This is a genomic window from Streptomyces sp. NPDC101165 (genome assembly GCF_044768135.1).
Classification (GTDB): Bacteria; Actinomycetota; Actinomycetes; order Streptomycetales; family Streptomycetaceae; genus Streptomyces.
Window position 1 is genome coordinate 115,477 of the sequence record NZ_JBIWPG010000014.1, and the last position, 23,061, is coordinate 138,537.

The following is a 23,061-nucleotide window of genomic DNA, read 5'->3' on the forward strand; positions in this document are numbered from 1 at the left end:
GGTGACCGCGTGGCGAGAGTGCGGTTGAGTGTGGCCGAGCGGCGGGAGGAGTTGCTGCGGGCCGCCATCGAGCAGATCGAGGCGCGGGGCGTGGCGGCGGTGCGGATCGCCGACGTGGCCTCCGCGCTGGGCGTGAGCAACGCGCTGGTGCTGTACCACTTCTCGACCAAGGAGAAGCTGGTCGCCGAGGCCTTCACCTACGCGGCCGCGGACGACCTCGCGCATCTGCGGGGGCTGCTGGACCGGCGTACCTCCGCGCTGCGCCGGCTGCGGTCCGCCGTGCGCTGGTACGCGCCCACAGGCCAGGCCAAGGGCTGGCGGCTGTGGATCGAGGGCTGGGCGGTGGCGCTGCGCGAGCCCGCCCTCCGGCAGGTCACCCTCGACCTGGACCTGCAGTGGAAGGCGGCGATCACCGAGGTCATCGCGGAGGGTGTGGCGGCGGGCGAGTTCGCGTGCGCCGACCCGGCGGGAGCGGCGCTGCGGCTCACCGCGCTCCTCGACGGTCTCGCGGTGCAGCTGACGTCGTACCCGGGCTCGGTGCCGCGGTCCCGGGCGCGGCAGTGGGCGGACGAGGCCCTGGCCCGGGAACTCGGGCTGGGCCGGGAGGCGTTGACCGAGCGGGAGCGGTGAGCTCCGGTCCGTGCGGTGGTACGGATGTGCCCCGCACCGCCGGAATCGCGGTGCGGGGCACGGATGTCGGCCGTCACGCCACCGACGCGATCCGCATCTTGATGTCGTCCGGCGACAGGGTGCCCTTCGCCGTCACGTGGTCCCCGGAGGACTCGCCGCGCAGCCGGCGGCCGATCCACGGGACGAGGTACTCACGGGCCCAGTGGACGTCGTCGCGGCGGACGTCCAGGGTGCCCCGGGGCGGGAGCGGCGGCCAGGGCTGCTCCGGGTCGGCCGGGATCTGCAGGCCGAGGGCCTGGCCGGCGCGCAGCGCCACGCGCGTGTGCCCCTCGGGTGAGAGGTGGAGCCGGTCGTCGTCCCACGCCCTGCGGTCCTGCACGGACTTCAGGGACCACAGGTCGAGCACGGGGCACCCGTACCGGTCGGCGATGGCGCGGACGTGCCCGTTGTAGGTGGCGATCTTGCCACGCAGATGCTTGAGCAGCGGGACGCCACGGGTGTCGAATCCGGTCGTCACGAGCACGGCGCCCGCGACCTCGGTGAGCTGGGACACGGCCCGCTCGAAGCGCTCGGCCACCTCGTCCGGGTCGGTGCCGGGCCGGATGATGTCGTTGCCGCCCGCGCAGAAGGACACGAGGTCCGGGGCGAGTTCGACGGCCTTCGGGAGTTGGTCCGCCATGATCTGGTCGAGCAGCTTTCCGCGCACGGCCAGGTTGGTGTACGCGAAGTCGCCCTCGGGACGCCGGTCCGCGAGCAGTACCGCGAACCGGTCGGCCCAGCCCACGAACGCCCCGTCGGGGCCGGGGTCGCCCACGCCTTCGGTGAAGCTGTCCCCCACCGCCACGTACGACCCGATCACTGATCTGTTGTCATTCTTCGAATCGTCTGCCACGTCGGACCATGATTCACCTTCGGATGTGACCTACGCGACCGTAGGCAGGGGTTGACGAACGGTGAGATGAGACACCCTTAAATGATGGGCCAATCCAGGAATAACGCCACGGTCAGGCGCGTTCACGGTGCGCACACGCCGAAGGCCGGACCCCGGGATCGGGGTCCGGCCTTCGGCGGCTTGTCAGGGCAGGTGTTTCTCAAAGAGGGGATCCCGCGGAGCGGGATCCTCACACGGCGACGCCGTGCGAGCGGAGGTAGCCGACCGGGTCGATGTCCGAGCCGTAGTTCGGCGTGGTGCGGATCTCGAAGTGCAGGTGCGGGCCGGTCACGTTGCCGGTCGCGCCGGACAGGCCGATCTGCTGGCCCGCGGTCACGGTCTGGCCGGCCGAGACGGAGAGCTGCGAGAGGTGGCCGTACTGGGCGTAGTAGCCGTCGTTCAGCTTGATGACGACCTGGTTGCCGTACGCGCCGCCCCACCCGGCGGAGACGACGGTGCCGGCGGCGACGGCCTTGAGCGGGGTACCGGTCGGCACGACGAAGTCGACGCCGGTGTGGTAGCCGCTGGACCACATGCTGCCGGCCACGTGGTAGCTGGTGCCGATGGTGGCACCCGCGACCGGGAGGGTGTAGCCGGTGGAGGGCACGGCGGGTGCGGAGGGCGCGGCGGGTGCGGAGGGCGCGGCGGGCACGGAGGGCGCGGAGGGTGCGGAGGGCGCGGAGGGTGCGGTGACGGCACCGGAGGCCTGGCCGGACTGGGACCGGGACGGGGATGCCGGCGCCGGGGCTGCGGGCTCGGTGTGCGGCCGGGCGGCCTTCGCGCCGAGCGACAGCTTCAGACCCGGGTGGATCAGCGAGGGGTTCTGGCCGACGGCCTGCCGGTTGTCGTCGTAGAGCCGCTGCCAGCCGCCGCTGACGTGCTGCGCGTCGGCGATCTTCGCGAGCCAGTCGCCGGACTTCACCAGGTAGGTGCGCACACCCGAATTCCGCTGCGCGGCCGCCTTCTTCACGGCCGCCTTTTCCACGGCCGGAAGGGACTGCACGGCCTTTCCGGAAACGGACTGCGTGGTGGCGGCGTGCGCTCCGGTGGCCCCGAGGAGCGGCAGGGCCAGCGCGGCACCGCCGGTTCCGGCGACCGCTATCGAGCGGGTGAAACGCGGGGGCTTGGGACGGCGGTGCTTACCCTTCGCGGGCATGGCGCATTCCTCTCCGGCGCCTGCGAGGTGAGCTGACGGGTTCGGGCTGGAGCTGCCCGGCCGCGCAGTGCGCGGCTGCACCCCAGCCTGTCCCGGAGACCGGGACAGGCAGTCATACCTGGTGGGTCCCCCGCTCCTGCCGAACACGGGTGAAGTGTGTGGGGACTCCGGGCGGCGGCAGGATTCGGCGTTCCGTCCGGATTGGTGGCGAACGTAAGCGAGCAAGACGCACCCGGACAAGCACCTTGTTCCAGGCGTCGGGGTTCCAAATGATCGAATTCGGGAATTCACGGTCACTCTCCGTGAATTCTTGAATCTCCCCCCTTTTCAATTTCCTTCGCCTTTATGGGGATTACATGGACATGACGCGCGACACACGGTCACGAATATGACGCTCCTCACGCGCCGATCCCCCACACTCCCTTATTTCAGGTCGACTTTGAACGAAGGCTCCAATTGGGACAGACAGCTCAGATGCGGCGTAGCCGGAGAACCGTCGCATCCAGGTCGCTCTTCAGCCCGGTGCGCAGCCCGTGGTGCAGCAGTACCGCCCCTCGGTGCACTTCGCCCGTTTCGCGGCATTCGTACGACGCCCTCGGGTCGAGTCCGCGCAGCCGCAGCGCCGGCACCGGCTCGCCGTAGTGCTGCGCCTGGAGGCAAGCGAGGACCACGGTCTCGTCCCCGAGGACGTACTGGACGGCGCTGAGACCGCCCGCCGGGGGCCGCAGCCGGTACTGGTCGCCGCGTTGGACCACCGGCCGGATCTCCTTGTAGAGGTCCACCCAGCGACGGGCCTCGGCCAGCTCCTCCCCGGTCCACTCGGTCAGGTCGCCGCCGACGCCGAGCACCCCGGCCATCGAGCTGACGAAGCGGAACCGCAGCGAGCTCTCCCGCCCGTTGAGCTGGGTGTTCGGACTGTCGGTGACCCAGGCGGCCATGACCCGCGCCGGATGGATCTGACTGAAGCCGTGCTGGATGGCGAGCCGGTCGAGCGGGTCGGTGTTGTCGGAGGTCCACACCTGGTCGGTGCGGCTCATCACACCGAGGTCGATCCGCCCGCCGCCGCCCGAGCAGGACTCGAAGGCGACCGAGGGATGGGCGGCGCGCAACCGGTCCAGCAGGGCGTACAGGGCGCGGACATGGTCGACCCACAGTCGCTGCGGGTACGGCTCACCCGGCCAGCCGGCGTCGGTGAAGCAGCGGTTGAAGTCCCACTTCACGTAGTCGATCGGGGCGCTCGACAGGAGGGTGTCCAGCTGCTCCCAGAGGTACTCCTGAACATCCTCGCGGGCGAGGTTGAGGACGAGCTGGTTGCGTAGTTCCGTCCGCTTACGTCCCGGTTCGTACTGCACCCAGTCGGGGTGGGCGCGGTAGAGGTCGCTGTCGGGGTTGACCATCTCCGGCTCGACCCAGATGCCGAACTGCATGCCCAGGCCGTGCACCTGGTCGGCGAGGGGCTTGAGGCCGTGCGGAAAGCGGTCGGGGTTGGGCGTCCAGTCACCGAGGCCCGCCCGGTCGCTGGTCCGGGCACCGAACCAGCCGTCGTCCACGACGAACAGCTCGACGCCGATCTCGGCGGCCCGCCGGGCGAGGGCGGTCTGCTGTTCCTCGGAGATGTCGAAGTTGGTCGCCTCCCAGGAGTTGAACAGCACCGGCCGGTCCTGCTCCGCGTCCGGGATGACGTACGCCCGCTGGTAGGCGTGCCAGGTGCGGCTGGCCCCGCCGAAGCCGCCGTCGCTCCACAGGCCGGCGAAGACGGGGGTGGTGTACGACTCCCCCGGCTGGAGCAGCAGCAGGCCGGAGTCGTCGTATCCGGCGCCGCCGGTGATCTGCACGCGCGCGTCCGGGAGTTGGGCGACGGCGATCCGCCAGGACCCGGACCAGCCGAGCGCGCAGCCGTAGACCTCGCCGCGCTCCTCGGTCGCGTCGGTGTCCAGCGCGACCCAGGGCAGGTGCTGGTGGCCGGTGTGGCCGCGGCGACTGCCGATGATCTTCTCGCCGTAGGTGAGCGGCGCGGTGGTCAGCAGCGACTCGGCGGCCCAGCGGCCGTGCAGCTGGGACAGCCGCCAGCCCTCGCGGTCGGGCAGGGTCCAGGTCGCGGCGTCGGCGCGCAGCAGCTCCGCGCGCGCGTGCGAGCCGTTCTCCACGGTCACCCGGCGCTCCACGACGTCCCCGCGCATCCGGTAGTGCAGGGTGACGGCGAGCCCGTCGTCGTCGAAGCACAGCCGCAGCTCGTCACCGTCGGCGCCGCCCTCGGTGTCGAACGACACGAAGCGCCACTCGGTGCCGCGCCGCTCCTCGGTGCGCACGGACAGGGCCGGACGGACGAAGCGGGGGCCGCCCTCGACGGGGTACTCCTCGCGGCCGTCGAGCGGGGACTCGAAGGGCCAGTAGGCGGGCAGCGGGCTCACCGCCAGGGCCTCGGCGTCGGCGAGCTCGATCCGTGGCCCCCAGTGCAGGTGCAGCAGTTCGTCCGCCCCGGTGAGATGCAGCGCATAGCTGCTGCCGGGGCCCGACAGGAGCCACGTACGACCGTCTTCGGCGATGTCCACCATCGAGACCTCACAGGTGCCAACAGATCCGCTCAAGTGCGAACATCATTAGGCCCCGCAGCCCCTGGTGGCAACGCCTGTGGACAACTCATTGCCCGAGGAAATCGATGTCGTATCGTCGACGGAGTGCCCGTCGACGAGCCGCGCCGGCGGGGCCGACCGGGAGGAGCCCCCGTGACGCAGCAGGTCCCCTCGACCGAGCCCGAGCTGGCCGGAGTGCGCAATTTCCGCGATGTGGGCGGACTGCCGACCGTGGACGGACGGCGGGTGCGCCCCGGAGCGCTGTTCCGCAGCGGCCACCTCGCGCACGCCACCGAGGAGGACGCGGCCTTCCTCTCGTCCCTGGGCCTGCACACGATCTTCGACTTCCGTAACGCCGCCGACCAGAAGCTGGAGGGCCCGGACGTCGAGCTGCCCGGCGTGCGGAACGTGAACCTGCCGCTGAGCGACCCGGCGGACGGCGCCGAGTTCTGGAAGATGGTCCGCGACGGCGACATCGAGCAGCTGCGCGGCATCCTCGCGGACGGCAAGGCGGCGGCCCGGATGGTCGCCTCGTACCGGACGATCGTCAAGGAGCGCACCGCCGAGCACTCCCGGGTGCTGCACGCGATCGCCGAGGACAGCGTGCCCGCGCTGATGCATTGCGCCGCGGGCAAGGACCGCGCGGGCATCTCCATAGCCGTCACGCTCCTGGCCGTGGGCGTGGAGCGCGATGCCGTCATCGCCGACTACCTGGAGTCCAACGCCAAGCACCGGCGCTACAAGGTCCGTCGCAACGGCAGCGCGGACACCGCGTACACGCCCGAGGTGATGGAGCTGCTCAGCCCGCTCTTCGACGCGCGCGCCGAGTATCTGCAGGCGGCCTTCGCGGGCATCGAGGAGACGTGGGGCGGCACCGACGCCTACTTCGCGCAGGGGCTGGGTGTCACCCCGGAGACCCGGGAGCGACTGCGGGAGCGCCTGCTGGACTGACGGTGGTCAGCCCTTGGCGCCCAGGGCGAACAGCAGGTAGAGGAACGCGGCGAACAGGTGGCCGACGGCGATGTAGATGATCAGCCGGATCCACAGCGAACGGGGGAACCTCTCCTCGATGTTGCTCATGGCAGCTCTCCAGTCAGTGGGCCCAGGCACAGTGTGGCCGTGGGACTCTGCAGCAGGGTGTGGACGAACAGCAGCTCCACGCCGTCGGGGTCCTCGGCGGCGAGGCGGTGCGGGGTGAGCGAGTCGAAGTGCGCGCTGTCGCCGGGTGCGAGCAGGTGCGTGGTGTCGCCGAGGCGCAGCCTGAGCCGCCCGGTGAGGACGTAGAGCCACTCCTCGCCGGGGTGCACGCGCACGATGTCGCCCTGGGTGCCGTACGGCACCCGGACGCGCAGCGCCTGCATGCCCCGCCCGGAGGCGCCGGCCTGGAAGTACGTCCAGCCGCCCGCCCGGGTCGGCTCCATGTCGGCGGCGCGCACGACGGCGTCCCGGTCGGCGACGGTCTCGCCGAGCAGTTCCGCGACGGTCGTACCGTAGATACGGGCGAGCGCGAGCAGCATCGGCAGCGAGGGCTGGCGCTGCCCGGTCTCCAGCCGGGACAGATGGGCCGGCGAGAGACCGGCGGACCGGGCCGCGGCCTCCAGGGTCAGGCCGGTGCGCCGACGCAGGGCACGCAGCTGGGGAGCGACGGCGGGCAGGTCGCCGCCGGGCACCGGCTCGGATTCGTTCATGTCTCTATTGAGCCGGAGCTTTGCCTCCGCGGCAAATTTCTTGCCCCAGAGGCAAAAGTTCACTGCCCGCTGCCTCCCGGGGCCCGCGGCGGGGCCCCGGCTCACGAGGGCGCTAGCGGTTTGCCACCGCCTGCTTGATCAGGGTCTTGCCGAAGTCCCACATCAGGCCGCCGCCGCTGTGCGCGTCGTCCATCACCGCCGTGAAGGCGTCCACGAAACGGTCCACGTCGGCCTCGTTCACGACGAGCGGCGGGATGAGCTTGATGACCTCCAGGTGGTCGCCGGAGACCTGGGTGAGGATCTGGTGGCGTTGCAGCAGCGGTACGACCACCATCTGCGCGAACAGGCCCTTGCGCGCGGCCTGGAGCATGGTCCAGCGGCTGCGCAGCTTCAGCGAGCTGGGCTTCCCGAACTCGATGCCGATCATCAGGCCCCGGCCGCGGACGTCGGCGAGCAGCTCGTACTCGTCGATCAGCGCGGTGAGCCGGGACTTCAGCAGACCGCCCGTGGTACGCACCCCGGCGACGATCTGCTCGTCCTCCATCACCGACAGCACGGCGAGGCCGGCCGCCATCGCCTGCGCGTTGGACCCGAAGCTCGCCGAGTGGACCAGGACGCGGTCCATGGACGAGTAGACCTTCTTGAAGATCCAGTCCTTGCCCAGGGTCGCGCCGACCGGGACGTAGCCGCCGGACAGCGCCTTGGCCACGCACACCAGATCCGGTTCGACGCCGTCCTCGTGCTGGTAGGCGTAGAAGTCGCCGGTGCGGCCGAGGCCGGTCTGCACCTCGTCGGCGATGAGCAGCGCCTTGTGCCGGTGCAGCAGGTCCTGCGCGGCGCGCAGATAGCCGGGCGGGGCCTCGTGGACGCCCTTGCCCTGGATCGGCTCCACGATCAGGGCGGCCACGTCACCCTTCTTCAGCTCCCGCGCGAGCGCGTCGAGATCGCCGAGGGGTACGGCGGTGTCGGGCAGCAGCGGGGCGAAGCCGTCGCGGAAGCCGTCCTCGCCGTTGACCGACAGGGAGCCGGTGGTCAGGCCGTGGAAGGCGTGGTCGCAGTAGAGGACGCGCGGTCTGCCGGTGGCGTACCGGGCGAACTTCAGGGCGGTCTCGACCGCTTCGGTGCCGCTGTTGCCGAAGAACACCCGGTCCAGGTGCGGGCTGTGGGTGAGCAGCCGCTCCGCGAGCAGGCCGGGCAGCGGCTGGCAGTCGAAGCGGGTGAGGTCGGCGAGGTTCAGGTCCAGGACGTCGTGCAGTGCCCGGCGGACGACCGGGTGGTGACGGCCGAGGCCCATCACCCCGAACCCGGCGAGCATGTCCAGGTAGTCGTTGCCGTCCGCGTCGTAGAAGTGCGCGCCCTCGGCGCGCTCGTAGACCTTGTCGAAGCCGATGGTGTGCAGCATGCGCGGGAGCTGCGGGTTCAGGTACTTCGTGTGCAACTCGTAGCGCTCGGTTCCGCGGTCGGCGAGGAGGGCGCCGAGGTCGAACTCCTTGGTCATTCAGCTTTCTCCTTGACTGTGCCCCCCGCGTTCCTGGCGGCGAAGCCCGTCTCCTTGACGGCGAGACCCGGGTCCTTGACGGCCAGGCTCGCGCCGATCCGGCCGGCGATCTCGACGGGCGTGAGACCGATGTCGGCCAGCACCTCGCTGCGCTTGGCGTGCGCGAGGAACTGCTCCGGGATGCCGAACCGCCGTACCGGCACGTCCACGTCGGCGTCGCCGAGGGCGAGCGCCACGGCCGAACCGACCCCGGCGGCCCGGCTGTTGTCCTCCACGACGGCCACCAGCCGGTGTGCGGCGGCCAGCCCCGGCAGCTCCGGGTCGACGGGCTTGACCCAACGGGGGTCGACCACCGTGCAGCCGATGCCCCGCGCCGCCAGCAGCTCGGCGGCCTGCAGGCAGACCGGCGCCATCACGCCGACGGCCACCAGCAGCACCTCGGGGTCTTCGCCGCGGTGCAGGACGTCCATCCCGCCGACGTGGTCGATCGCCGGGATCCGCGGGCCGACGGACTCCTTCGGGAAGCGGACCAGAGTGGGCGCGTCGTCCACGGCGACGGCCTCGCGCAGCTGGGCGCGCAACTGGTCGGCGTCGCGCGGCGCGGCGATCCTGAGGCCGGGGACGACCTGCAGGACGGACATGTCCCACATGCCGTTGTGCGACGCCCCGTCCACGCCGGTGACGCCGGCCCGGTCCAGCACGAAGGTCACCCCGCACCGGTGCAGGGCGACGTCCATCAGCAACTGGTCGAAGGCGCGGTTGAGGAAGGTGGCGTAGACGGCGACGACCGGGTGCAGTCCGCCGGTGGCGAGGCCGGCGGCGGAGACGGCCGCGTGCTGCTCGGCGATGCCCACGTCCCACACCCGGTCCGGGAAGCGCTCGGCGAAATTGCCGAGACCCACCGGGTGCAGCATGGCCGCCGTGATCGCCACGACGTCCTCACGTTCCTCCCCGATCCTGACGATCTCGTCGCCGAACACCGAAGTCCAGGACGGCCCGTTGGACGGCGTGAGCGGTGCGCAGGTGAGCGGGTCCATCACGCCGACGGTGTGGAAGTGGTCCTCCTCGTGGGCGAGGGCGGGTTCGTAGCCGCGGCCCTTCTCCGTGAGGCAGTGGACCAGAACGGGCCCGTGGAAACGTTTGGCCCGCCGCAGCGCCGACTCGACGGCCTTGATGTCGTGCCCGTCGATGGGACCGACGTACTTCAGTCCCAGGTCCTCGAACATGCCCTGCGGGGCGAAGGCGTCCTTGAAGCCCTTCTTCGCGCCGTGCAGGGACTCGTAGACGGTGTGGCCGACGACCGGGGTCCGCAGCAGCACGTCCTTGCCCCAGGCGAGGACCTTCTCGTAGCCGTCGGTGGTGCGCAGGGTGGCCAGGTGGTTGGCCAGGCCCCCGATGGTCGGGGCGTACGACCGCTCGTTGTCGTTCACGACGATGATCAGCGGCCGGTCCTTGGCGGCCGCGATGTTGTTCAGCGCCTCCCAGGCCATGCCGCCGGTCAGCGCGCCGTCGCCGATGACCGCGACCACATGGCCCTTCTCCCCCTGCACCTGATTGGCCTTGGCGAGGCCGTCGGCCCAGCCGAGCACCGTCGAGGCGTGACTGTTCTCGATGACGTCGTGCTCGGACTCCTCACGCGAGGGATAGCCGGACAGGCCGCCCTTGCCGCGCAGCTTGGAGAAGTCCTGACGCCCGGTCAGCAGCTTGTGGACATAGCTCTGGTGGCCGGTGTCCCACAGGATGCGGTCCACCGGCGACTCGAAGACCCGGTGGAGCGCGACGGAGAGTTCCACCACCCCCAGGTTGGGCCCGAGGTGACCGCCGGTTCTCGCCACCGCGTGCACCAGGAACTCACGGATTTCTTCGGACAGTTCACCGAGTTCCGCCTCGGACAGCGCCTTCAGGTCGCGTGGTCCCCTGATGCTCTCCAGAATCGTCACGCTGGGCCCCCTCTCGGTCCGTGCCGTGCTTTGACCCCAACTCACTTCATCTGTTCCGCGAGCTTCATGGCCTCCTCGATGAGGGTCTCCACGATCTTGGACTCGGGGACGGTCTTGACGACCTCGCCCTTGACGAAGATCTGGCCCTTACCGTTGCCCGAGGCAACCCCGAGGTCTGCCTCGCGGGCCTCGCCCGGACCGTTGACGACGCAGCCCATCACCGCGACCCGCAGCGGCACGTCCATGCCGTCCAGCCCCGCCGTGACCTCGTCGGCCAACTTGTACACATCGACCTGGGCCCGCCCGCAGGACGGGCACGAGACGATCTCCAGGCGCCGCTGCCGCAGCCCCAGGGACTCCAGGATCTGGATGCCGACCTTGACCTCCTCGGCGGGCGGGGCCGACAGGGACACACGGATGGTGTCGCCGATCCCCCGCGACAGCAGCGCCCCGAAGGCCACCGCCGACTTGATCGTGCCCTGGAAGGCCGGACCGGCCTCGGTGACCCCCAGGTGCAGCGGGTAGTCGCAGCTCTCGGCGAGCAGCCGGTAGGCCTCGATCATCACGACCGGGTCGTTGTGCTTGACCGAGATCTTGATGTCCCTGAAGTCGTGCTCTTCGAAGAGCGACGCCTCCCACAGCGCGCTCTCGACCAGTGCCTCGGGCGTCGCCCTGCCGTACTTCTGGAGCAGGCGCCGGTCCAGGGAGCCGGCGTTGACGCCGATCCGGATCGGCGTGCCGTGGTCCTTCGCCGCCCGCGCGATCTCCTTCACCTGGTCGTCGAACTTCTTGATGTTGCCCGGGTTCACCCGGACCGCTGCGCAGCCCGCCTCGATGGCCGCGAACACGTACTTCGGCTGGAAGTGGATGTCCGCGATCACCGGGATCTGCGACTTGCGGGCGATGGTCGCGAGAGCGTCCGCGTCGTCCTGCGTGGGGCAGGCGACGCGGACGATCTGGCAGCCGGACGCGGTGAGTTCGGCTATCTGCTGCAGGGTGGCACCGATGTCCGACGTACGGGTCGTCGTCATCGACTGCACCGACACCGGGGCTCCGCCCCCGACCGCCACCGGACCGACGTGGATCTGCCGCGACACGCGCCGCGGTGCGACCGGCCGGGCCGGTACCTCGGGAACGCCCAAGGGGACGGCGGTCATGGCGTCACTCCCGGTTTCCGGCGACGGTCTCGCGCATGGCCCGCAGCGACTCCTTCAGGGAGCCCATGGTGGCGAGGACGGCGGTGGGCTCGTAGCCGCAGTGCGCCATGCAGTTGGCGCAGCGCGGGTCCTTGCCGCGGCCGTACTTGTCCCAGTCGGTCTCCTCGACGAGTTCGCGGTACGTCGGCACGTACCCGTCGCTCATCAGGTAGCAGGGGCGCTGCCAGCCGAAGAGCGAGTAGTTCGGGATCGCCCACGCGGTGCACGGGAAGTCGACCCTGCCCTCCAGGAAGTCCAGGAAGAGCGGGGAGTGGTTGAGCCGCCAACGCCTGCGGTTGCCGCCCGCGAAGGCCTTCTTGAACAGCTCCCGGGTCTGCTCGACGCCGAGGAAGTGCTCCTGATCGGGCGCCTTCTCGTAGGCGTAGGCGGGCGAGATCATCATCTCGTCCACCTGCAGGTCGTCATTGAGGAAGTTGAGCACCTCGATGATGGTCTGCGGGGTGTCGGTGTTGAAGAAGGTGGAGTTGGTGGTCACCCGGAAGCCGCGCCGCTTGGCCTCCTTGATGGCTTCCACCGCCTCGTCGAACACGCCCTCCTTCGCCACGGACTCGTCGTGCCGCTCGCGCAGCCCGTCGATGTGCACCGCGAAGGCGAAGTAGGGCGAGGGCGTGAACTTGTCCATCTTCTTGCGCAGCAACATGGCGTTGGTGCACAGGAAGACGTATTTCCGCCTGGCCACCAACTGGCGCACGATCTCGTCGATCTGAGGATGCATCAGCGGCTCGCCACCGGCGATGGACACCATCGGCGCACCGGACTCCAGCACCGCGCCCACGGCCTGGGCCACCGGCATGCGCTGCTTGAGCACACCCGCCGGGTGCTGGATCTTGCCGCAGCCCTCGCACTTGAGGTTGCAGGCGAACAGCGGTTCCAGCTCGACGATGAGCGGAAACTTGTCCCGCCTGCGGATCTTCTGTTCAGCCAGGTAAGTAGCGACCTTGATGGACTGACGCAGCGGCATGGCCATCTGGCTCACCTCCGGGGGAGCAACAAAGAACGGTGCCATTCGAAAAAAGCAGGAAGGACGGTGCGAAGAACGCGGAAGGCTGATATTCCACCGCGCACCGTGCCGATTCGGACGAGTTCATGTTCTGGAGCGTCCACGACCACCCGTACGGCCGCAACCGGGCGCTCGCCCGCGCGGACGGCGCTCAGGAGCGTGGCCGCGGACTCCATGTCGACCGCGATCGCGCCGGTCGCGAGCAGGTCGGACCGCTCATGGCCGCGGACGACATGGTCGGAACCGGTGACGGGCCCGGTGTGGACGGTGCGCCCGGGCAGGATGCGCACGAGTTCCTTGACGAGCAGGTCGGTGCCCACGCACGGGACGGTCCCGTGCGGGTCCCGGGTCTCCTCGGCGACGACCAGGTCGCCGGGGTGCATCCCGGGCGCGAGCCCGGCGCAGAAACCGGTGGCCAGGACGGCCGCGTCGGCCAGCGCCGGGTCCGCGAGGAGCCGGGTGAAGGAGCGTTCCGCCGCCTTGGGGCCCATGCCCGTGCGGACGATGCTGAACGGCCCGCCGGCACTGCCCCGGTCGCCGGTGCGCAGGGCGAGGTGCTCGATGCCGAGCGCGCAGGCGATCAGCAGCGGGGCCGGGGCGGGCTGGGCGCTCATTCAGCCCCCCTTGACCTCGGAGAGCGGCTTCTTGATCTCGGAGAGCGGCTTCCTGGCCCTGGCGAGCAGCTGCCGCTCGAAGGGGTCGCCGTGCAGGTACCGGCCGAGCGCGGTGAGCGGGAAGACCTGCCGGTAGAGGTGGTAGTTGATGGAGAAGTCCCAGGGGAAGCCGGTGCCGGTGAAGTACGGCTCGTCCCAGGAGCCGTCCTCCCGCTGGGTCTCGGCCAGCCACCTGACACCGCGCTCGACGGCCTTGGAGTCCTGCTCCCCCGCCGCGAGCAGGGCCATCAGCGCCCACGCGGTCTGCGAGGCGGTGGAGGCTCCGCGGCCGCTCCACTCCTTGACGTGCTTGTAGGAGCGCAGGTCCTCGCCCCAGCCGCCGTCGTCGTTCTGGACGCTCTCCAGCCAGGTCACGGCCCGCCGGATCGCCGGGTGGGAGCCGGGCAGTCCGGCCGCGGTCAGCGCGGGCACCACCGAGCCGGTGCCGTAGACGTAGTTCACGCCCCAGCGCCCGAACCACGAGCCGTCCGGCTCCTGTTCGGCGAGCAGCCACTCGATGCCGCGCCGGGTGCGCGGGTCGTGGGCGAGGCCCTCGGCGGCGAGCATCTCGACCACGTGCGCGGTGACGTCCGCGGAGGGCGGGTCGATGACCTCGCCGAAGTCGCAGAACGGCAGCCGGTTCGGGAACGGGCTGGTGTTGTCGACGTCGAAGGCGCCCCACGCGCCGTTCTTCGACTGCATCCCGAGGTTCCAGCGCACCGCGCGCCCGATCGCCCCGTCCACCCGGTCGGGGTCGTGATGCCTGACCCGGCGCAGCGCGAGGGCGACCTCGGCGGTGTCGTCGATGTCCGGGTAGTTGTCGTTGTGGAACTCGAACGCCCAGCCGCCGGGCGGCAGCCCGGGCCGCTTCACGGCCCAGTCGCCGGGCCGGACGATCTCCTCACCGAGCATCCAGTCGGCGGCCTTGACCAGTTGGGGGTGGTCGACGGGCAGTCCGGCGTCGGCCAGGGCGATGGTGGCGAGGCAGGTGTCCCACACCGGGGACTGGCAGGCCTCGATCATCCGGGCGCCGTCCTCGCGCCATACGGCGAAACGGTCCAGCGAGGCGAGGCCCTCGCGCATCACCGGGTGCTGGAGGTCGTAGCCGAGCAGGTGCAGGGCGATGACCGAGTACACGGCCGGTGGCTGGATGCCGCCCCAGCAGCCGTCGTTCTCCTGGCGCTCGATGATCCAGCGGGCGGCGGAGTTCATGGCGGCCCTGCGCAGGCGGCGCGGGGCGACCTTGCGCAGCTGGTGCAGCGCCTTGTCCAGGCGCTGGAAGGCTCCGTCCCAACTGGCCACCGGTGCAAGTGGCTTGGCCGGGTTGGGGTCCGCCGGGTCGGTGTGCAGCTCGTCCAGCGGGAAGGGTGCCGGGCGGACCGGGCGCTTGGCCGAGACGATGGTCAGCGGCACGATGGTCTGCCGCGCCCAGCAGCCGAAGTCGTAGATGTTGAGCGGCATCCAGCTGGGGAAGTAGATCAGCTCCGGCGGGAGTTCGGGCAGGTCCTCCCACTTCCACCAGCCGAACAGGGCCAGCCAGATCCGGGTGAACACCCGGGCGGCGGCGATCCCGCCTCGCTCGCGGATCCAGGCGGAGGCCTTCGCCATGTGCGGGGCGTCGGGCGCGTCGCCGGCCAGGCGGAGGGCTACGTACGCCTCGACGGTGGTGGACAGTTCGCCGGGCCCGCCGTAGAAGGTGGCCCAGGTGCCGTCCTCGCGCTGCTCGCCGCGGATGAACAGGGCGGCGGCCTGTGTCGTCGCCTCGTCGCGAATCCCCATGAACTGACGGAGCAGCAGGTCCTCGGCGTCCATGGTGACGTTCGTCTCGAGGTCGCCCTTCCACCAGCCCTGGGCGTCCTGCCGTGCCAGCAGGAAGTCGGTGGCGCGCCGTGCGGCGCGTTCGGCGGCTTCTTGCACCCCGGCCGCCGCGGGGGTCGTGATGTCGGTTTCGCTGGCCGCGGCAGCGCGGGGCGGGATGGTCGCCCCGGTGCTTCCGTCGGTCGTCGCTGTCATGGCTTCCCCTTAGTGCAGTCGTGCGAGTCGTGCTGCTGTGGGTCCGCCGTCGGCCGGTGTCCGTCGTCCCTCGACACCGGCCGGCGACTACGCGAGGGCTATTCGACCGATAACGATCATCTCTTTCGTACGACGACGAAGTCGGCGAGTGCCGTGAAGGCGTCCCGCACCTGTTCGGGCATGTCGACGGTGTCGAGGGCGTCGATGGCGATGGTGTGCTGACGGCGCGCTTCCTCGGCCGTCCACTCGCGGCCGCCGGCCTCATCGATCAGGGCGGCGCGGGCCGCGAACTCCTCCTCGGAGAAGTTCTCGAAGTCGCTGCTCTTGGCGTCGGCGGCGAGGATCTCGCCGAGCCGCTCGGAGGCGGAGCCGCCCGCGGCGAGCGCGGCCACGACCGGCAGGGACTTCTTGCGCTGGCGCAGATCGCTCCAGGTCTGCTTGCCGGTGGACTCCGGGTCGCCCCAGATGCCGAGCAGGTCGTCGACGGCCTGGAAGGCGAGGCCCAGGTGGTAGCCGTACTTCTCCAGGGTGTCGGCGGTGCGGTCGTCGGCGCCGCCGAGCACCGCGCCGATGGAGCTGGAGGCGGCGAGCAGGGCGCCGGTCTTGTTGCCCTCCATCTCCAGGCACTCCTCGACGCTGACGCGGTCGCGGTGCTCGTAGGAGATGTCCTGCGCCTGACCGTCGATCAGGGCGCGGCTGGCGGCGGTCAGGCGGCGGGTGGCGCGGCCGGCCTCGACCGTGCCGAGCTCCAGCAGGATCTCGTTGGCGAGAGCGAACAGGGCGTCGCCGACCAGGATGGCCTGGGCGGGGCCGTGCACCTTCCAGACCGTGTCGCGGTGCCGGCGCTGCTCGTCGCCGTCCATCAGGTCGTCGTGCAACAGCGAGAAGTTGTGAACGAGTTCGACGGCGACGGCCCCGGGGATGCCCACCTCGGGTGCGGCGCCGGTGACCTCGGCGGAGAGAACGGCCAGGGCGGGGCGCACGGCCTTGCCGCCGTCGCCGTCGGCCGGGTTGCCGGCCGCGTCGATCCAGCCGAAGTGGTAGGCGGCGACGGTGTCCATCGGAGGCGCCAGGCGGTCGACGGCCGCACGCAGGACCGGTGTGGCCAGGGTCCGGCCGCGCTCCAGAAGCGCGGTCACGTCCACCGCGGTCCTCCGAGCGGGCGTCGAGGCCGGGGGCACAGTGGGCACAGTCTCTCCTCTTGTTGCGGTACCGGGGGTGCGGGGGCCTGCCGCGTGCTGATCGAGCGTCACGCCGCCTCCTCGAACTCGAAGAGGCGGCGGGGGCGGGGCCGGCCCAGGGCGCTCAGCGCGGCATCGGCCGCGCTCACTCCACTGCGGACCGCACTTTCCATGGTCGCGGGCCACCCGGTGGCGGTCCACGCTCCGGCCAGGTACAGGCCGGGGGCCTTGGTGCGGGCGCCGGGCCGCAGCCGCCCGACGCCGGGGGTGGGAGCGAACGTCGCCGTGCGCTCCCGGGTCACGAAGAAGTCCTGCACGGCCGCGCCGCGCGTGCCCGGGATGAGGCGCTCCAACTCGGGCAGGTAGCGCTCGCGGAGCTCGGCGACCGGTGCGTCGATCTCGTCCTGCGCGGCGGACTGGGACAGTGCCAGGTACTGCCCCTCGGCGAGCCCGGACGCGTCCGTCCGGTCGAAGACCCACTGCACCGGGGTGCCGAGGGCGGCGAAGAAGGGCCGGGCGAGCACCTTGCGGTCGTAGACGACATGCACGTTGAGGATCGGCGCGGTGCCGATCCTCAGCAGCTGTTCGGGGGCGTCGAGGGCGCCGGGCGGCAGCAGGTCGTGCGTCTCGCGCTGGGGTACGGCGAGGACGACCGCGTCGGTCCGGAGCGTCTCGCCGGGAACCTGAACGCTCCAGGTCCCGTTTTCGTTGATGGAGACGGAGGTGACGCGTGTACGGACTTCGGTACGGACGCCCGCGGAGTCGAGCGCCTTGCGGGCCAGCCGGTCGTGCAGTTCGCCCAGCGGGACATGGGCCCAGCCGATGTCGGCCGCGCCCGGGTCGGACAGCAGACCGGTCTTGAACACCATCGCGGCGAGCCCCAGCGAGGCGTCGCCCGCGACCGCGTTGAGGGTGGCGACCCCGACCAGGTCCCACAGGGCCTCGACGGCACGCGCCGACTGGCCGTGGGCGGCCAGCCAGCTGCCGAAGTCCTGGGTGTCCAGGGTCGGATCGGCGAGGTCGAGCCCCTTGAGCGCGAGCGCGGCACGCCCGACCGCGGCACGCTCGGCGAGCGACAGGTGCGGATAGGTCGCCAGGCTCCGGCCCAGATGCAGGGGTACGGGCAGGGCGTCGCGCCGCAGCCTGCCGAGCCGCCGTCCCTCGGGCCGGTTCACGTCGAGTACGGGCACGTCGAGACGATCCTGCAGCGGTGCCAGCGCCGCGCCCTCGATGCGGTCGAGGAACCAGCGGTAGGCGGTGCAGCAGCGCAGGTACACGTGCTGGCCGTTGTCGACGGTCAGGTCGCCGCGCCGGAAGGAGAAGGCGAGGCCGCCCAGTCTCGGCCTGCCTTCGAGCAGGGTGACCCGGACGCCCGCGTCGGCGAGTGCGAGCGCAGCGGTGATCCCGGCGAGACCGCCGCCGACCACGACGGCACTGCGCCCCGCCGGTGCCGGGGTGTCGGCGTGCGCCGCCGAGTCGTGTGCGCCGTCGCTCATCGTGCGTCCTTCCGTGCGTGCCCAAGCGCTCCACTGAACGAGCCGGCCTGCTTGGCGTGCTGGATGAACGGTGCACGCTCGGCCGTCGCAGTCAGGGACGCCACGCCGCAGCGGAGGGTTGCCCGCCGCATCGGGCCGTCGGAGTCCATCAGGCGCGCCTCCTGACGGTCCGCCGGGACACGTGCCGGGTGTCGAGGCCCGACAGTCCGCGTACGGCGACGTACGCCTTCTCGCGTCCGGGCAGCGAGACACGGCCGCGCAGCACGGCCTCCGGGTCGCGCTCGATGCGGTCGAGCAGACGGCGGTAGATGCCGGCCATGGCGGCGACGCAGGCGCCGCTGCGCCGGTCGAGCATGGGGAGGAGCCGGTAGCCCTCGGCGAAAAGGGCGCGGGCCCGTCGTACTTCGAAGTGCACGAGGCCCGCGAAGTCGGAGCCCTCCGGTGGGGTCGGGCCGTTGAAACCGGCCGAGCACCCGAATTTCGCGAGGTCGTCGGCGGGCAGATAGGTACGGCCGCCCTCGGCGTCCTCGCGGACGTCTCTGAGGATGTTGGTGAGCTGCAGCGCGAGACCGAGCGTGTCGGCGTACTCGGACGCGCGCTCGGCGCCGCGCGCCCCCGGTTCCGTGCCGAACACACCGAGCGAGAGGCGGCCGATGGCGCCGGCCACACAGCGGCAGTAGACCTTCAGGTCGTCCCAGGTCTCGTAGCTCTCCCCGCGCAAGTCCATCTGGACGCCGTCGATCAGCTCGTCCAGGCCGCCGAGCGGGATCGGGAAGGCGTCGGCGGCATGGGTGAGGGCGACGGCCACCGGGTCGGTGTCGTCCTCCTCGACCCGGCCCGCGCGGACGCGGTCGAGCAGCGCCCGGGTGTCCTCGAGGCGCACGACCTTGACGTCGCCGGGCAGGTCGCCGTCGCCGATGTCGTCGACACGCCGGGAGAAGGCGTACAGCGCGGACATGGCGCGGCGCTTGGGCGTCGGCAGCAAGCGGATGCCGTACGCGAAGTTGCGGGCCTGCTGCCCGGTGACGGCCTCGCAGTAGCTGTAGGCGGCGAGTACCGGTGCGGACACGTGTGGCACAGACTCCACGGTCCGGATCACCCCTCTCCTCGCAGGGTCGAGCCCACCTCACGCAGCAACTGGACCTTGCCGGGTCTGGGCGGGCCGGGAAGTACGTCGTATTCGGCGGCGGCGATCGCCCGGATCGCCGCCCTCCCCCCTGCCACGAACCCCGCGAGCAGCAGCTTCAACCTGCCGTGGACGCTACCCACCAAGGGGGCGCCTTCATTCAGCAGATCGCGGGCGCGTTGCGCTTCGTATGCAACCAGAGCGCGCAACGATGCGCCCGTGGTTTTCGTGGCGAGATCCGTTTCCTGGACGTGGAAGCGCTTCATGTCCTCGGCGGGCAGATAGATCCGGTCATGGCCGAAGTCCTCGGCGACGTCCTGGAGGTGTTCCACGATCTGCAGTGCGGTGCAGATCGCGTCGGAGAGGTGGATCCGCTCGGGGGTCGAGGTACCGGTGACGGCGAGGACGAGGCGGCCGACGGGGTTGGCGGACAGCTCGCAGTAGGCGAGGAGGTCGTCGTAGGTCTCGTACCGGGCGACCAGCTGGTCCTGGCGGTTGGCGGCGATCAGGCCGAGGAAGGGCTCGGGGGTGAGGGCGCGGCGGCGGACGGTGGGCTGCAGGCGGCGGAGCAGGGGGTGGCGGGGCGTGCCGTCGAAGACACGCCGTAGGTCGGCCTCGAAGGCGTCGAGGAGGGCCAGTCGGTCCTCCGCCTCGGCGGCCGTCACACCCAGGGCGCGCGCGTCGGCTCCACCGGGGGCCAGGTCACCGTCGCCGATGTCGTCCACCAGGCGGGCGAAGCCATACACCGCCATGAGGTCGGCACGCCAGGCCCGGGGCAGGAAAAAGGGGGCCACGGGAAAGTTCTCGCTCGCAGCCTTGTCCAGTGTGGCGCGCTCCAGTTCGGGCGCCGTGTCGGTTCCCGTCATCGCGCGCTGCCCGGGGCGGGGACGGCACATGCTGCGTTGAGCTGGGGAGTTTCCGTAGCCATTGCCGTCACATCTCCCGTTCTACACTGCCGATCCAATACACACTATTTCGGACACGCCGCCCGGCCCTCCGGGGGGCTGTCGCCGGGAGGGTGTCGCGCATTATGGCCCTACTTGCCGCTTTCCGGCACCCGTACAGCTTACGTTGTACAACGCGGCAAGGTCCGTCGGGGTGTCCTGCACATCACAACAACACACCGATTGGCGTCAAGATTCCTAAGGGCGCCGGGAGTTGACGTTTCCTTTGCAGACGCAGGGCCCCACCGGACGGTTGCCGACGGGGCCCTGGCCGAAACGGCTCAACGGGTCACTTGCCCGTGAACTTCTCGTACTCCTTGAGGACCTCTTCGGTCGGCCCGTCCATGCGCAGTTCGCCGCGCTCCAGCCACAGGACACGGTTGCAGGTGTCGCGAATGGACTTGTTGTTGTGACTGACCAGAAACACCGTGCCGGCCTCCTTGCGCAGTTCCCGGATGCGCTCCTCGGAGCGCTTCTGGAACTTGCGGTCACCGGTGGCCAGCGCCTCGTCGATCATGAGGACGTCGTGGTCCTTGGCGGCGGCGATGGAGAAGCGCAGCCGGGCCGCCATGCCGGAGGAGTAGGTGCGCATCGGCAGGGTGATGAAGTCGCCCTTCTCATTGATGCCGGAGAAGTCGACGATCTCCTCGTAGCGCTCCTTGACCTGCTCGCGGGACATTCCCATGGCGAGACCGCCGAGGATCACGTTGCGCTCGCCGGTGAGGTCGTTCATCAGGGCCGCGTTCACACCGAGCAGCGAGGGCTGGCCGTCGGTGTAGACCTTGCCCTTCTCGGCGGGCAGCAGACCGGCGATGGCTCGCAGCAGGGTGGACTTGCCCGAGCCGTTGGAGCCGATCAGGCCGATGGCCTCACCGCGGTAGGCGACGAAGGAGACTCCGCGCACGGCGTGCACCTTGCGCACGCCCCGCTCCTCGCCACGCTTGAGTATGCGGCTCAGGGCGGCCGTCGCACTGCCCTTGCCCGTCTTCGCGCCGTTGACGCGGTAGACGATGTGCAGGTCGTCGGCGATGACCGTCGGGCGCCGCTCGGCACTGTCCTGGGGGTTCTGCTCAGCCACGGCCGTACCTCTCCTCCGCCTTCCAGAAGTACACGAACCCGCCGGCGATGGCGACCACGGCCCAGAACAGGGCGATGCCCCACACGTGCGGCGGCAGGTTCGAGGCGCCGTACCCGTCGATCAGCGCGAAGCGCATCAGGTCCATGTAGATGGCGGCCGGGTTCACCTGCAGCAGGCGGACCACCCACTCGGAACGGCCCTCCATCATCGTGGTGATGGAGAACATGACACCGGAGGCGTACATCCAGGTCCGCAGGATGAACGGCATCAGCTGGGCGAGGTCCGGCGTCTTGGCGCCCAGACGCGCCACGATCAGTGCCAGCCCGGTGTTGAACAGGAACTGCAGCACCAGGACCGGCACGATCAGCAGCCAGGACAGGCTCGGGTAGCTGCCGAAGCCGATCGCCACGATGAACATCACGATCATCGAGAAGAGCAGCTGCTGCAGCTGCTGCAGCGAGAAGGAGACGGGCAGCGAGGCGCGCGGGAAGTGCAGGGCGCGCACCAGGCCCAGGTTGCCGGAGATGGCGCGGACGCCCGACATGATCGAGCTCTGCGTGAAGGTGAAGACGAACACGCCCGTGACCAGGAACGGGATGTACACGTCCTTGGACATGCCCCGGCTCGCGTGCAGGATGACGCCGAAGATGAAGTAGTAGACCGCCGCGTTCAGCAGCGGGGTCGCCACCTGCCACAGCTGACCGAGCTTGGCCTGGCTGTACTGCGCGGTCAGCTTCGCCTGCGAGAAGGCGAGGATGAAGTGGCGCCGCCCCCACAGCTGCCGGACGTACTCGGTGAGCGAGGGCCGGGCACCGCTCACGGCGAGCCCGTACTTGGCGGCGAGCTGGGCCGCCGTCAGTCCCTCGTCGGGCGACGGGGCCGCGGTCACCGCGACACCGCCGTCGTGCGTTGTCTCACTCACAGGTGGAAGCTTTCGTCTTCTAGTGCGTCGGGTTCGTCGGGAACGTAGTGGTCGGCGTGGTTCGTCGTGTCTGCGCCGTCCGGCTGCGTCGGATCCGGCTTCGGGCGCGCCCTCGGGGCGCGGCCCGCACCGTCGAGCTTGTCAGATGACGGGGGGCCGGCCCAGTCGTGTGAGCCGCCACACCGTGCGCCACCGCATCGGGCGGCGGGGGCCGCACGGGGAGGTCCAGCCCTCCTTGAAGCCGCCGAACCAGGCCTTCAGGGCCGGTCCCGAGGGGCGGCGCAGCAGGGTGAGCAGCAGCCAGACCCCGAGGTAGACGGGGACCAGGAGCGCCGGGAGGTTGCGCCGGGCCAGCCAGACCCGGTTGCGGGCGACCATGCGGTGGTACACCGCGTGCCGCGAGGGCGCGGTCGTCGGGTGGTACAGCACCATGTCGGACCGGTAGTCGATCATCCAGCCCGCGTCGAGGGCCCGCCAGGCGAGGTCGGTCTCCTCGTGGGCGTAGAAGAACTCGTCCGGGAGCACGCCGGCCTCGGCGAAGACCCGGGTGCGGACCGCGTTGGCACCGCCGAGGAAGGTGGTGACCCGGGAGGAGCGCATCGGGTCGGAGGCGCGCAGCCGCGGGACGTGCCGGCGCTGGGTCTCGCCCGTGTCCGGGTCGGCGATGCGGAAGCTGACGATGCCGAGCTTCGGGTCGGCGTCGAACGCCTGGCGGCACAGCTCGGCGGTGTCGTGGCGGGCGAGCAGGCCGTCGTCGTCGAGGAAGAGGAGTATGTCGACGTCGCGGCCGCTCGGGCCGAAGGCCTCTATGCCGACGTTGCGGCCGCCGGGGATGCCCAGGTTCTCGGGCAGCTCTATGGTCCGTACGCCCTCGGGGACGTCCGGGACGGGCGAGCCGTTGCCGACGACGACCACCTCGACCCGGTCACCGTCCTGCTTGGCGACCGAGTCGAGCAGCGCACGCAGTTCCTCGGGCCGGTTGCCCATGGTGATGATGACCGCGCCGACCTTCATG

General features: G+C 70.7%; 21 protein-coding genes and 1 riboswitch. Of the genes, 2 read left to right on the forward strand and 19 right to left on the reverse strand.

The window, feature by feature from the left end:
• The first annotated feature begins 9 nt into the window (after positions 1-9).
• Positions 10-630, forward strand: coding sequence for a TetR/AcrR family transcriptional regulator (locus tag ACIRVH_RS28830; RefSeq protein ID WP_403958858.1), 621 nt, complete (start codon positions 10-12; stop codon positions 628-630).
• A gap of 73 nt (positions 631-703) precedes the next feature.
• On the opposite strand, the gene ACIRVH_RS28835 is transcribed toward ACIRVH_RS28830, so the two are convergent.
• The 3 genes from ACIRVH_RS28835 to ACIRVH_RS28845 all read right to left on the reverse strand — a co-directional run bounded on the left by ACIRVH_RS28835 (position 704) and on the right by ACIRVH_RS28845 (position 5,272).
• Positions 704-1,489, reverse strand: coding sequence for an SGNH/GDSL hydrolase family protein (locus tag ACIRVH_RS28835; RefSeq protein ID WP_403958861.1), 786 nt, complete (start codon positions 1,487-1,489; stop codon positions 704-706).
• Between the two features lie 262 nt (positions 1,490-1,751).
• Positions 1,752-2,717 carry a LysM peptidoglycan-binding domain-containing M23 family metallopeptidase gene (locus ACIRVH_RS28840; protein WP_403958864.1) on the reverse strand — a complete coding sequence of 322 codons (966 nt, stop codon included), beginning with the start codon at positions 2,715-2,717 and terminating at the stop codon, positions 1,752-1,754.
• Positions 2,718-2,721: 4 nt separating this feature from the next.
• A riboswitch (cyclic di-AMP (ydaO/yuaA leader) is annotated at positions 2,722-2,884 on the reverse strand.
• Between the two features lie 303 nt (positions 2,885-3,187).
• Complete coding sequence (locus ACIRVH_RS28845; RefSeq protein ID WP_403959166.1) at positions 3,188-5,272, reverse strand: alpha-galactosidase; 2,085 nt, start codon at positions 5,270-5,272, stop codon at positions 3,188-3,190.
• 171 nt (positions 5,273-5,443) lie between these two features.
• Here ACIRVH_RS28845 and ACIRVH_RS28850 point away from each other — a divergent pair, with 171 nt between their 5' ends.
• Complete coding sequence (locus tag ACIRVH_RS28850) at positions 5,444-6,241, forward strand: tyrosine-protein phosphatase (protein ID WP_403958866.1); 798 nt, start codon at positions 5,444-5,446, stop codon at positions 6,239-6,241.
• Between the two features lie 6 nt (positions 6,242-6,247).
• Here the strand turns inward: ACIRVH_RS28850 and ACIRVH_RS28855 are convergent, their stop codons facing one another.
• The 16 genes from ACIRVH_RS28855 to ACIRVH_RS28930 all read right to left on the reverse strand — a co-directional run bounded on the left by ACIRVH_RS28855 (position 6,248) and on the right by ACIRVH_RS28930 (position 23,060).
• Positions 6,248-6,370, reverse strand: a complete 123-nt coding sequence (locus tag ACIRVH_RS28855) for a DUF6126 family protein (protein ID WP_403958869.1) — start codon at positions 6,368-6,370, stop codon at positions 6,248-6,250.
• Positions 6,367-6,978 carry a helix-turn-helix domain-containing protein gene (locus ACIRVH_RS28860; protein ID WP_403958872.1) on the reverse strand — a complete coding sequence of 204 codons (612 nt, stop codon included), beginning with the start codon at positions 6,976-6,978 and terminating at the stop codon, positions 6,367-6,369. The genes ACIRVH_RS28855 and ACIRVH_RS28860 overlap by 4 nt, the downstream gene beginning before the upstream one ends.
• Before the next feature lie 112 nt (positions 6,979-7,090).
• Complete coding sequence (locus ACIRVH_RS28865; RefSeq protein WP_403958874.1) at positions 7,091-8,476, reverse strand: aspartate aminotransferase family protein; 1,386 nt, start codon at positions 8,474-8,476, stop codon at positions 7,091-7,093.
• Complete coding sequence (gene dxs, locus ACIRVH_RS28870) at positions 8,473-10,416, reverse strand: 1-deoxy-D-xylulose-5-phosphate synthase (protein ID WP_403958877.1); 1,944 nt, start codon at positions 10,414-10,416, stop codon at positions 8,473-8,475. The genes ACIRVH_RS28865 and dxs overlap by 4 nt, the downstream gene beginning before the upstream one ends.
• A gap of 41 nt (positions 10,417-10,457) precedes the next feature.
• Positions 10,458-11,573 carry a flavodoxin-dependent (E)-4-hydroxy-3-methylbut-2-enyl-diphosphate synthase gene (ispG, locus tag ACIRVH_RS28875; protein WP_403958879.1) on the reverse strand — a complete coding sequence of 372 codons (1,116 nt, stop codon included), beginning with the start codon at positions 11,571-11,573 and terminating at the stop codon, positions 10,458-10,460.
• A 4-nt stretch (positions 11,574-11,577) separates the two neighbouring features.
• On the reverse strand, positions 11,578-12,600 hold the full coding sequence (hpnH, locus tag ACIRVH_RS28880) for an adenosyl-hopene transferase HpnH (RefSeq protein WP_403958882.1): 1,023 nt from the start codon (positions 12,598-12,600) through the stop codon (positions 11,578-11,580).
• 5 nt (positions 12,601-12,605) lie between these two features.
• On the reverse strand, positions 12,606-13,247 hold the full coding sequence (locus tag ACIRVH_RS28885) for a 1-hydroxy-2-methyl-2-butenyl 4-diphosphate reductase (protein ID WP_403958885.1): 642 nt from the start codon (positions 13,245-13,247) through the stop codon (positions 12,606-12,608).
• Positions 13,248-15,299 (reverse strand): squalene--hopene cyclase, encoded by a 2,052-nt coding sequence (gene shc, locus ACIRVH_RS28890; protein ID WP_403958888.1) that lies wholly within the window; start codon positions 15,297-15,299, stop codon positions 13,248-13,250.
• A gap of 116 nt (positions 15,300-15,415) precedes the next feature.
• On the reverse strand, positions 15,416-16,480 hold the full coding sequence (locus tag ACIRVH_RS28895) for a polyprenyl synthetase family protein (protein WP_403959169.1): 1,065 nt from the start codon (positions 16,478-16,480) through the stop codon (positions 15,416-15,418).
• A gap of 68 nt (positions 16,481-16,548) precedes the next feature.
• Positions 16,549-17,976 (reverse strand): hydroxysqualene dehydroxylase HpnE, encoded by a 1,428-nt coding sequence (gene hpnE / locus ACIRVH_RS28900; RefSeq protein ID WP_403958890.1) that lies wholly within the window; start codon positions 17,974-17,976, stop codon positions 16,549-16,551.
• Positions 17,973-18,125, reverse strand: a complete 153-nt coding sequence (locus tag ACIRVH_RS28905; protein WP_403958893.1) for a DUF6380 family protein — start codon at positions 18,123-18,125, stop codon at positions 17,973-17,975. Before ACIRVH_RS28905 ends, hpnE begins: the two co-directional genes overlap by 4 nt.
• Positions 18,125-19,075 (reverse strand): presqualene diphosphate synthase HpnD, encoded by a 951-nt coding sequence (hpnD, locus tag ACIRVH_RS28910; protein WP_403958896.1) that lies wholly within the window; start codon positions 19,073-19,075, stop codon positions 18,125-18,127. The genes ACIRVH_RS28905 and hpnD overlap by 1 nt, the downstream gene beginning before the upstream one ends.
• The gene (gene hpnC, locus ACIRVH_RS28915) at positions 19,072-19,968 is read right to left on the reverse strand and encodes a squalene synthase HpnC (protein WP_403958897.1); all 897 of its coding nucleotides are present in this window, start codon (positions 19,966-19,968) and stop codon (positions 19,072-19,074) included. Before hpnC ends, hpnD begins: the two co-directional genes overlap by 4 nt.
• A gap of 367 nt (positions 19,969-20,335) precedes the next feature.
• Complete coding sequence (locus ACIRVH_RS28920) at positions 20,336-21,124, reverse strand: ABC transporter ATP-binding protein (RefSeq protein WP_403958899.1); 789 nt, start codon at positions 21,122-21,124, stop codon at positions 20,336-20,338.
• Positions 21,117-22,046: an ABC transporter permease gene (locus ACIRVH_RS28925; RefSeq protein ID WP_403958902.1), complete on the reverse strand. Its 930-nt coding sequence runs from the start codon at positions 22,044-22,046 to the stop codon at positions 21,117-21,119. Before ACIRVH_RS28925 ends, ACIRVH_RS28920 begins: the two co-directional genes overlap by 8 nt.
• A gap of 141 nt (positions 22,047-22,187) precedes the next feature.
• The gene (locus tag ACIRVH_RS28930) at positions 22,188-23,060 is read right to left on the reverse strand and encodes a glycosyltransferase family 2 protein (protein WP_403958904.1); all 873 of its coding nucleotides are present in this window, start codon (positions 23,058-23,060) and stop codon (positions 22,188-22,190) included.
• Position 23,061 lies beyond the last annotated feature (1 nt).

Coding starts and splice junctions, on each gene's coding strand:
- ACIRVH_RS28840 (WP_403958864.1), bottom strand. CDS start 2,717: ATGCCCGCGAAGGGTAAGCACCGCCGTCCCAAGCCCCCGCGTTTCACC.
- ACIRVH_RS28845 (WP_403959166.1), bottom strand. CDS start 5,272: ATGGTGGACATCGCCGAAGACGGTCGTACGTGGCTCCTGTCGGGCCCC.
- ACIRVH_RS28855 (WP_403958869.1), bottom strand. CDS start 6,370: ATGAGCAACATCGAGGAGAGGTTCCCCCGTTCGCTGTGGATCCGGCTG.
- ACIRVH_RS28860 (WP_403958872.1), bottom strand. CDS start 6,978: ATGAACGAATCCGAGCCGGTGCCCGGCGGCGACCTGCCCGCCGTCGCT.
- ACIRVH_RS28865 (WP_403958874.1), bottom strand. CDS start 8,476: ATGACCAAGGAGTTCGACCTCGGCGCCCTCCTCGCCGACCGCGGAACC.
- ispG (WP_403958879.1), bottom strand. CDS start 11,573: ATGACCGCCGTCCCCTTGGGCGTTCCCGAGGTACCGGCCCGGCCGGTC.
- hpnH (WP_403958882.1), bottom strand. CDS start 12,600: ATGGCCATGCCGCTGCGTCAGTCCATCAAGGTCGCTACTTACCTGGCT.
- ACIRVH_RS28885 (WP_403958885.1), bottom strand. CDS start 13,247: ATGAGCGCCCAGCCCGCCCCGGCCCCGCTGCTGATCGCCTGCGCGCTC.
- shc (WP_403958888.1), bottom strand. CDS start 15,299: ATGACAGCGACGACCGACGGAAGCACCGGGGCGACCATCCCGCCCCGC.
- hpnE (WP_403958890.1), bottom strand. CDS start 17,976: ATGAGCGACGGCGCACACGACTCGGCGGCGCACGCCGACACCCCGGCA.
- ACIRVH_RS28905 (WP_403958893.1), bottom strand. CDS start 18,125: ATGGACTCCGACGGCCCGATGCGGCGGGCAACCCTCCGCTGCGGCGTG.
- hpnC (WP_403958897.1), bottom strand. CDS start 19,968: ATGACGGGAACCGACACGGCGCCCGAACTGGAGCGCGCCACACTGGAC.
- ACIRVH_RS28930 (WP_403958904.1), bottom strand. CDS start 23,060: ATGAAGGTCGGCGCGGTCATCATCACCATGGGCAACCGGCCCGAGGAA.